The sequence below is a fragment of the Microcystis sp. LSC13-02 genome, assembly GCA_002282935.1.
Taxonomy (GTDB): Bacteria; Cyanobacteriota; Cyanobacteriia; order Cyanobacteriales; family Microcystaceae; genus Microcystis.
Genome location: MTBT01000228.1, coordinates 1 through 8,731, shown reverse-complemented (window position 1 = coordinate 8,731; position 8,731 = coordinate 1). Strand labels below are relative to the sequence as shown.

At 40.5% G+C, this 8,731-nt stretch carries 8 protein-coding genes, 1 pseudogene and 1 CRISPR repeat array; of the genes and pseudogenes, 6 read left to right on the top strand and 3 right to left on the bottom strand.

Annotated elements, in window-relative coordinates; all coding sequences use genetic code 11:
• Nucleotides 1–103 precede the first annotated feature (103 nt).
• Nucleotides 104–1,054, bottom strand: a complete 951-nt coding sequence (locus BGL89_RS14250) for an undecaprenyl-diphosphate phosphatase (RefSeq protein WP_287734455.1) — start codon at nt 1,052–1,054, stop codon at nt 104–106.
• Between the two features lie 229 nt (nt 1,055–1,283).
• On the opposite strand from BGL89_RS14250, the gene BGL89_RS14245 reads away from it, so the two are divergent.
• Together BGL89_RS14245 and dps are read left to right on the top strand one after the other, a co-directional pair.
• A complete protein-coding gene (locus tag BGL89_RS14245) occupies nt 1,284–2,015 on the top strand; it encodes a glutathione peroxidase (RefSeq protein ID WP_286826257.1) in 732 nt (243 codons plus the stop codon).
• Between the two features lie 194 nt (nt 2,016–2,209).
• Nucleotides 2,210–2,743: a DNA starvation/stationary phase protection protein Dps gene (dps, locus tag BGL89_RS14240; RefSeq protein WP_286826256.1), complete on the top strand. Its 534-nt coding sequence runs from the start codon at nt 2,210–2,212 to the stop codon at nt 2,741–2,743.
• A gap of 32 nt (nt 2,744–2,775) precedes the next feature.
• Here dps and BGL89_RS14235 read toward each other — a convergent pair whose 3' ends face one another.
• Both BGL89_RS14235 and BGL89_RS14230 read right to left on the bottom strand, forming a co-directional pair.
• Nucleotides 2,776–4,059: a protein kinase domain-containing protein gene (locus tag BGL89_RS14235; RefSeq protein ID WP_286826255.1), complete on the bottom strand. Its 1,284-nt coding sequence runs from the start codon at nt 4,057–4,059 to the stop codon at nt 2,776–2,778.
• Between the two features lie 432 nt (nt 4,060–4,491).
• A CRISPR array of direct repeats spans nt 4,492–5,200; the repeat unit is 36 nt; unit sequence GTTTCCAACTAATCCTATTTGACCTAATAGGTAAGG.
• A 179-nt stretch (nt 5,201–5,379) separates the two neighbouring features.
• Nucleotides 5,380–5,529, bottom strand: coding sequence for a CRISPR-associated endonuclease Cas2 (locus tag BGL89_RS14230; protein WP_200868376.1), 150 nt, complete (start codon nt 5,527–5,529; stop codon nt 5,380–5,382).
• 185 nt (nt 5,530–5,714) lie between these two features.
• Between BGL89_RS14230 and BGL89_RS14225 the strand changes: the two genes are divergently transcribed.
• The 4 genes and pseudogenes from BGL89_RS14225 to BGL89_RS14210 form a co-directional block, all read left to right on the top strand.
• Nucleotides 5,715–6,317, top strand: coding sequence for a Uma2 family endonuclease (locus BGL89_RS14225; RefSeq protein ID WP_286826254.1), 603 nt, complete (start codon nt 5,715–5,717; stop codon nt 6,315–6,317).
• Between the two features lie 15 nt (nt 6,318–6,332).
• Nucleotides 6,333–6,728 (top strand): hypothetical protein, encoded by a 396-nt coding sequence (locus BGL89_RS14220; RefSeq protein ID WP_286826253.1) that lies wholly within the window; start codon nt 6,333–6,335, stop codon nt 6,726–6,728.
• Between the two features lie 16 nt (nt 6,729–6,744).
• Nucleotides 6,745–7,365, top strand: a complete 621-nt coding sequence (locus tag BGL89_RS14215; RefSeq protein WP_286826252.1) for an SAVED domain-containing protein — start codon at nt 6,745–6,747, stop codon at nt 7,363–7,365.
• 7 nt (nt 7,366–7,372) lie between these two features.
• Nucleotides 7,373–8,659 (top strand): annotated as a pseudogene (locus BGL89_RS14210) (Cas10/Cmr2 second palm domain-containing protein); the annotation flags it as partial.
• Between the last annotated feature and the right edge of the window lie 72 nt (nt 8,660–8,731).

Genomic DNA, 8,731 nt, shown 5'->3' with positions numbered 1-8,731 from the left:
AAGGGCAACAAAGCCTGAAACTCCTGACTCCTGACTCCTGACTCCTGACTCCTACCACCACCGAAAAACTTTTTCAGCAGACCCTAATTAGAATGCCAAAAGATCAGGAAAAACGCCCCAAGGCCACACCAATCAGGATAGTAACCCCGAAAAAGAGACGATACCAGACAAACACCCAGGTACTCTGTTTTTTGAGATAATCTAATAACCAGGCGATCGAAAGATAGGAAAATATCGCCGAGGAAATTACCCCAATAGCGAGGGGAATTAATTCACTGGTGTTAATCTGGTCGAGAACTCCTTTAAATTCCACTAAACCGGCTAAAGTTATCGCCGGAATCCCCAAAAGAAAGGAAAATCGCGCCGCTACTGCCCTTTCTAATCCCATGAATAACCCGGCAGTTAAGGTGGACCCAGAACGAGATACACCCGGTATGAGGGCTAAAGCTTGGGCTAATCCCATTAAAACCCCGTCTTTTTGTCGCAAAGTCTCAAAACTGCGTTTATGTTTCCCGATTTTTTCGGCTGTAGCTAAGAGTAAAGACATGACTATAGAGGCACAGGCGATCGCTGTCATGCTTCTCAGGGGGGAATTATCTAAATCGGGAATGAAAAGTTTCATTAACAAACCGAAGAAAACGATCGGAATTGTGCCTAGGATAATCCCCAGGGCTAAACGAAAATCCTGGGAACGATAATCGGAACTAGCCACCGCTTTCACCATTCCCGTGGATATTTGCCTTAAATCCTGCCAAAAATAGGACAATACCGCCGCAATACTGCCCAATTGAATCACTGCTGTATAGGTGACACCGGGATCTCCCCAACCCAAAAAGACGGGAATCGCTTTTAAATGAGCGGTACTACTAATCGGTAAAAATTCCGTCACTCCCTGCACAAATCCCAAAAAAATCGCCTGTAACCAGTCAATTTTGGCTAGAGGAATCCTATTCGTGGTTGATTGGGCAATGGCAGCGGGTGTAATCGCCAAAATCACCGTTATTATCGCTAGTCCTAGCCATTTATAGCTTTTTTTCAGTAAGGAAAACATCATTTTTCAGTAAAAAAAGGGGTTGGGTGTAGGGTGTGGGGGGAGATGGGGAAATTAACTAATCAATATTACTGCCTTTTGTCTATGTCCCATTCTCCTGTCTCGGAGTCTCCTGTCTCGGAGTCTCCTGATTTAAGCATAAATACTTGTTGACAACTCATAGTCGTTATGAGTACACTTAATTTAGACAAACTCAAAATGAGTACGACTTAGCAATTAGGAGTTGACGATTATGCTACCAAACCGAGAAGGCCAGAGAGTTCCCGATGTCACCTTTCCCGTGCGTCAAAATAATCAATGGGTGAACATCACCAGCGAGGAATTATTCAAAGGAAAAACCGTTGTTCTTTTTGCCTTACCGGGGGCATTCACTCCCACCTGTTCCACCTCCCATTTACCCGGATATAACGAATTAGCCCCAGTTTTTCGGGAAAATGGCGTAGATACTATTGTTTGCTTGTCGGTAAATGATACCTTTGTCATGAACGAGTGGGCAAAAGACCAAGAATGTGATAATGTCGTCTTGATTCCCGACGGAAACGGCGAATTTAGCGCAGGAATGGGGATGTTAGTCGATAAAGCTGACTTAGGTTTCGGTAAACGTTCTTGGCGCTATTCGATGCTAGTCAAAGATGGTGTTATCGAGAAAATGTTCATTGAACCGGAAGAACCGGGAGATCCTTTCCAAGTCTCCGATGCAGAAACGATGTTACACTACATCAACCCATCCGCCAAAAAACCGCCTTTAGTCTCTCTTTTCTCGAAAGTCGGCTGTCCCTACTGCCTCCGGGCCAAGAAAATGCTAGAAGAAAAAGGCCTACAATACGAGGAAATTATCCTCGGACGCGATGCCACCAGTCGTTCTCTGCGGGCCATGAGTGGCAATACCACCACCCCACAAGTCTTCATTGACGGCCAGTTAATTGGCGGTTCGGAAGAATTAACGGCTTATTTAGGAGCATAATCAATTATCAGCTAGACAAAGGACTAGGCATTAAGTTGAGGACATTCTTAAATTTTGGCACTGATTCACAGCTTACTGTTGCCTGTCCCTGTTACAAAGGCGCAGGACTTGCACCCATAATGTAAACATGGTGAACATTTTTCAGCCAATGTCCAAGAGAGCCTTTTTTGTTTTTCAATTCAAGGAGAAAGATTATGGTAGCCACTCCAGTCAAAACCAAAACCACGGGACAATACTACCCCACCCGCATCGATTTAGCATTAGATATCCGCAAAGCTATTGTGGAAATCTTAAGCCAAACCCTTGCCGCTAGTTTAGACCTAAAAACTCAGGTTAAACAAGCCCACTGGAATGTAAAAGGTTTAAATTTCTACCAATTGCACAGCCTATTCGACGAAATGGCCACGGAATTAGAAGGCTATGGTGACATGGTAGCAGAACGGATTACCGCTTTAGGTGGAACCGCTTTGGGAACAGCGCGCATCGCTGCCGCTAACTCGATTCTGCCAGAATATCCGGCTGATATCGTCGATGGTAGTGAACATATCGTTGCTTTAGCCGAACGTTATGCTTTATACGCTTCCCATCTTCGTTCTGCTATTGATACCACCGGCAATCAAGGGGATGCGGACACAGCAGATCTCTATACGGAAATCTCCCGGGACATCGATAAACGTCTCTGGTTCCTAGAAGCGCATCTGATTAAATCGGAAGATGTTATCAGATAAATTTGGGGTGTATTAACTTAGCTTAATACACCTTAAATTCTCGTAATCGGTAAACGTAGCCAATCGCTTAACTGTTGTGCCAACCAATCTAATTCGGCTTCGCTAACATCTTCACTAGCAGTGATAATATATTCTCGATGGTTGGCAATGAGAACCAGACAAGGAGGAATAATATTAACATTTTCTCCCTGCATAGTGACAGTAACATTGCGACGAATAAGACTAGAGATTTCGGAACTAGCAGCATCGGCAGTTAGTTTAAATTTCAGCCCCCAGAGTTTTTGGTAGAGAGAAACTTTTTTGGGGGTAATTTTTAACTCTAGTTCTCCCTGCCAAAAAGATTTCCATAACTGCCAAGATAAACTAGAGGAGATTAAATTGAGCAGAAAAATTAGGATAATCGGGATTAAAAAAGCGACCAGTTTGAGATCATAAATAGCGACTATGGTTAAGAGAATGATGGTAAAAAATAGGGATGGTAAAAACTGTCTTAACTGGGTTTTGAGATTATTGAAAAACTTTTGTTTGGTTTTACTAGCGATTTTTATTTGCAGGAGATTATCTTTTTTATAAACAGTAACTTCGCTGCCGTAGGGTTTGGTCAGATTGCCAATAGATACTAGGATCAATTGACAACTATATAAGCTGGCTAAAGCTTCTGTCACCGAACGAAAATGAGAGTCTGGGGGGGAGTTTGATAATCTTTTTAACCAATAGATGAAAAAAGCACTTAGATTAGTTTTTTGCTCAAAGTTTTCGGGTATGTAACGATGCTTAATCCCCGTGCCTAAACTGATTAAAGTTTTGCCTAGATCCTCTAAGTCGGTGGTGGGAGAATCGGAATCAAAGGCAAAATCAACTAGATAAAAACGATGGGACTGCGTATCAAAGAGGATATTACTAAGTTTTATATTGCCGTGGTTAAGGGGTACATCCTGCTGATGGAGATAGGAGAGAATCTCCAAGAGATATTTGGCAATTTGTTTTAGATCTTGTTCGGCTAACAAATAACTGGAGCTAACATAGTTTTCTAAAGGTTGCGCTGATAAATAAGGCCGGACAATAGCGATGATTTGTTCTTGGGATGAATCTATCTCAAAGCTATCGAGATATTTCGGGAGAGATGGGTGGGAGAGTTGTCGCAATAGGGCAATTTTACCGGTTATTTCTCCGATAAACTGACTCCCTTGCCCCCTAGGAACAGAAATAAGTTTAATGATAACTAACTCGTTGGTGTGTCTGTCCCTAGCTAAGATAGTTTTTTTTCCCAGTAACTGTTGGACTTGATAACGACTATGGAGAACTCGATCGAGCATGGGGGAGGATGGAGTAAGTAGTATCTCTAGGATAGCTCACTCTGGAAACTATAGCCCCCATCTTTAGCATCCTTTTAATATTTTAACAATTGATTAAAAATTGCCGCTTTACCTAGAAAGAATTGCTAGGCCAGTCCTATTTGAGTTATTTTAATTATCTATTCGCCAAGGCTGCCGGCAAGGGGAGAGCAAAAGGGAACCGTGAGCATTTCTAAGACTGCCATGACTTTTTCTTGTTAGTTAATTGCCTAGGAATCCTAACGGATTGCTGAACATATTACTGTCTTAACCATGTTTTCAGTTTTAGCGAACACTCACGCCTAATTGTAGCATTTTTATCGATTTTTGTCAAGATATATTTGACATTTTTTTATCTTATTTATTTGACAGGATTTATTAGAAAAAGGGTTTCTAAAAGAAACCCTTTTTCGGCCTTTCAACTAATCCTATTTGACCTAATAGGTAAGGCTGCAACGGCAAGTCTGTCAAGGTATCCGGAGACTCTGTTTCGTTTCCAACTAATCCTATTTGACCTAATAGGTAAGGGAGAAATTGAAATTCTCTTCGAAGGCAGAGATTATTGTTTCCAACTAATCCTATTTGACCTAATAGGTAAGGTTGAGGAGAAGGTTCGTGTGACAGGTGAGTGGTTAAAAGGGTTTCCAACTAATCCTATTTGACCTAATAGGTAAGGTTTCAGTGTGTCCCACGGTCTAACCCCAACACGGACGGTTTCCAACTAATCCTATTTGACCTAATAGGTAAGGTCTGCTGTAAAGTGGATGGCGATGTACGGTACTGGTTTCCAACTAATCCTATTTGACCTAATAGGTAAGGACCAAATCAACGCTGATTTCGCCGCTCAGCAGCGTGATAACTGGGTTTCCAACTAATCCTATTTGACCTAATAGGTAAGGTGATAGCAATAGGAACTAGATTTAGGCCAGATGAGTTTCCAACTAATCCTATTTGACCTAATAGGTAAGGTTCTGCTCCATGCACTCCCAACGATTCTTTGCTAACTGTTTCCAACTAATCCTATTTGACCTAATAGGTAAGGTTTTCGTTCAAAATATACAGGCGAAAAAGGAGAACTTTTAGCGACGTTTCCAACTAATCCTATTTGACCTAATAGGTAAGGACTCGCGTTTGGAGTAACCACTATCCCGGCTTTTTTGTTTCCAACTAATCCTAAAAGTCCCGATACCAAAGGGTAGAACCCTGACGGGGAGAGCAATCGACACACCTCAACCAGAGAATCGGGGTTTTGGGAGTCGGGGAGAGGCTGCATCGATTTTCAGCCAAGAGTTCTTGGACAAGCTAGATGATATAAATAGTTGGGGGTGGTTGAGGAGGAGAACCTCCCATCACCAACACCCTAGAGACTGCTTCTTCGGAAATCCCATAGAAGCGTACATCATCCTCTTGAGGATTGACCCTTTCTACTACTTTAGCGTACAGTTTCCGCATCTCGATGTGTAATTAATTTTGCTTAACTAATTATCTGTAATTAATTGTCTAGCTATTTATTAAGGAGGGTAGCGGGGGTTCGAGTTTTTTTAAGGATTTTTTAACCCCAAAAATCCCCCGATTCCGGCGAGTCATCAGTATCATGGATAGCAACAACAAGTTTTAGGTCTAATCCGATAAAAATCATGACCTACCTATCTCCTAAATTATTAACTTTTGAAGATTTTTTGACTCAGTATGGAGATGACCCACGCTATCAATTAATTGACGGGGAGTTGCGAGACATGGAACCCACTGGACCTCAGGAATCCGTAGCGGGAAAAATCGCAGGAAGACTGTGGGGAGAAATCTTGCGATTACATCTACCCTGGACAATTCCTAAAAACTGTTTGCTCCGTCCAGAATCGGGTCAAGCTACTGCTTTACGTCCCGATGTCATCATTTTGGATGAAGTGGCCCTCAGCACCGAACCTCTCTGGGAAAAACAACCAATTTTAACTAGCTCCCAAGCAATTAAATTAGTGGTAGAAGTGGTTAGTATTAATTGGCAAGATGATTATGCACGCAAAGTTGAAGAATACTCATCTTTGGGTATTGCTGAATATTGGATTGTCGATTTTCGTGGATTGGGTGGCATCTCTTTTATCGGTAAACCCAAACAGCCTACCCTGACCATTTGTCAGCTAGAAGACGATGAATATCAACAAAAGTTATATCGTCTTTATGAGCGTATTAGTTCGGCAGTTTTTCCCGAATTGTCTCTCTGTCTTCTCGATATTATGCCCTAACTTTCTAGAAAAAATATGCTTACCTCTCTGCAAAATGTCCTGAGTAATCTTCGTCAATCTCCCTACAATATTTTCTTTAATCCCCTCACCAATACTGGATTGGCCATCGCCGCTATTTTAGCACTAATTGCCGATCAATTTGGTCAGGGATACTATCTAATTTTTCTGATTACTTTGGCTCTAGTTATCATCGGTATCTGGCGAGAATCTCAGAAATACGACCTCTATAAACATCAAGCGATTCCTTTACCGATAGTGATTAAAATTGCTAATCCTGCCGATAGTAATAAAGCTCTGCAATCACTTTTTAATATCATCGAAACAGAAAATAAATACAAGGATCATAAAAATAATCTCGACAAGTATCTCAATATTAGCGAAACAGATTTAATTTTTAACTATTTCCTGTGATATTTATGATCAAGAAATGCTGAAAGCTTTTCTGCAAATACTACGCTATAATCTAGAGAAACTTAAGAAAAAAACTCCCCAAAATACTATTATTTATCTTGCCTATATCGGACCGATTAGCGTCGCTATTATGGTCGGTACTATTCTCGCTACCGAAGGAGTAAAAATCTTTCAATATAATAAATCTTCTGATAGTTATTATCCTGTGGTGGAAATTAGCGATCGCAAACTAAAAGAAGGTATTAAAGAATACGAAAAATTTGAGGGGACTGTCACCGAAAAAGGTCAAGATAGAGTAACTATAGCCATCGATGTTTCTTCCCATAAAATAAATCTTAATGATGAGAGTATTGAAAACTACGGCGATTTAATTTATCTGAAAAGTAAAGGCAGTGGTACAATCGAAAGAAATGAAGATTGGCTACAATATTCTAGAGAAATCTTTACCACTATCAACATCACTCAACAAAACAACTATCAAGAGATTAAGCTAGTTTATTCTATACCTATAACTTTGGGAATACTTGTCGGAATGTCCGTTCAACAATACTGGCCAATTCTCCTAACTCAATACGAAAATTCTACCTACAGAAATCTTATTAATCTTCAGGAATTTAAACTTTATCGAGGACAATAAAGATCAAATGACCTATACTGTAATTACCTTTGCTCCTGTGCAAGGATTCATCGAAAAATCCCGTAAACTAAGAGATTTATACGGTGGTTCTTTTTTATTATCCTATCTTGCCGATGCTATCTGTCAGGCAGCGGATCAATATCCTGAATGTAGCCTTATTTCTCCCGCTTTAATTGAGGTTAAAAGAGGAACTCCCAACCAAATCTTAATTGCGGGTAATTTTCCCAAAAAAGAGGCCGAACAAGTCTTCAATGACTCATGGCAAAAAGTAGTTAATAAGTGTCGGGTTTGGATTGAACAAAATCTGCCACAATACAATTATACTTGGCGACGAGAATGGAACCTATGGATTAATCATACTTGGGAATTCTTCTGGGTGCAAGAAGACTCGATCGATTGTGCGTTTAAAAGTCTGCAACAGAAAAAATATCAACGGGATTGGACGGGAATTAATTGGCAAGGAGAAAGTTCTAGCTTATCTGGTTCTGATGCCATTGTTTGGTATGGAATGACGGATCAAACCCATCCTTTATATTCTAGTATCTCCCAACAAAATCAGCAAATCACCGAATTTTATCAGCAATTAAGTCAAAAACTTTCTGAGGCTATTCTCGATGAAAACGAACGTCTTAGCATTCCCGAATTAGTCAAACGCATGATTACATTATATGATATTGGCAAGCCTTTAAACCTAGAACTTCCTAAAAAATTTGTAGAACTAAATCGCTACGAGGAAAAATTCTATACAGGATGGTTTCAAGGGGACGGTGACGGGATGGGAACCTACCTAAAAAATCTGTCCATCTCCTCAAGAAAAGAATTTAGTCAAAGAATGCGACAATGGGGAGAAGAACTAGAAAATTATCTTAACTTTGGTCGCATTATTTATGCGGGAGGAGATGACTTTTTAGGAGTTTTGTTTCGACAAAAATCAGAACCAAAATTAACCCTACAAGATTGTCTCTATTGGTTTGATAAATTTCATCGAGAAATCTGGACAAAACATGGTTATTCTCAGGATATAACTGTTAGCGTCGGTTTCGTTTGGGCAGCTTCAGGAGTTCCTCAGCGAGACATATTGCAACATTGCCGCGAAGCCGAAAAATCCGCTAAAAATCAAGGTAAAAATCGTCTAGCTGTGCGAATCCTTTTTAACAGTGGTAACTATTTAGAGTGGGTTTGTCCGTGGCAAAACTTAAAAGATATCCTCGATAGTTATTGCGATCGCAGTGGGGGTAAAAACTGGACACATTTCTATAATGATATAGCAACTTTAGGCTCTTCGTTACCCTTTATGCTAAATCAACAGACAAGATGCCAAGACAACATACTTCTAACCCAAAAATTCCGAAAGTTTCTAAAGCCA

Bases quoted from the DNA above. Each gene is read 5' to 3' on its own strand.
- BGL89_RS14245 (WP_286826257.1), top strand. From the start codon at position 1,284: ATGCTACCAAACCGAGAAGGCCAGAGAGTTCCCGATGTCACCTTTCCC.
- dps (WP_286826256.1), top strand. From the start codon at position 2,210: ATGGTAGCCACTCCAGTCAAAACCAAAACCACGGGACAATACTACCCC.
- BGL89_RS14235 (WP_286826255.1), bottom strand. From the start codon at position 4,059: ATGCTCGATCGAGTTCTCCATAGTCGTTATCAAGTCCAACAGTTACTG.
- BGL89_RS14225 (WP_286826254.1), top strand. From the start codon at position 5,715: ATGACCTACCTATCTCCTAAATTATTAACTTTTGAAGATTTTTTGACT.
- BGL89_RS14215 (WP_286826252.1), top strand. From the start codon at position 6,745: ATGCTGAAAGCTTTTCTGCAAATACTACGCTATAATCTAGAGAAACTT.
- BGL89_RS14220 (WP_286826253.1), top strand. From the start codon at position 6,333: ATGCTTACCTCTCTGCAAAATGTCCTGAGTAATCTTCGTCAATCTCCC.
- BGL89_RS14250 (WP_287734455.1), bottom strand. From the start codon at position 1,054: ATGATGTTTTCCTTACTGAAAAAAAGCTATAAATGGCTAGGACTAGCG.
- BGL89_RS14230 (WP_200868376.1), bottom strand. From the start codon at position 5,529: ATGCGGAAACTGTACGCTAAAGTAGTAGAAAGGGTCAATCCTCAAGAG.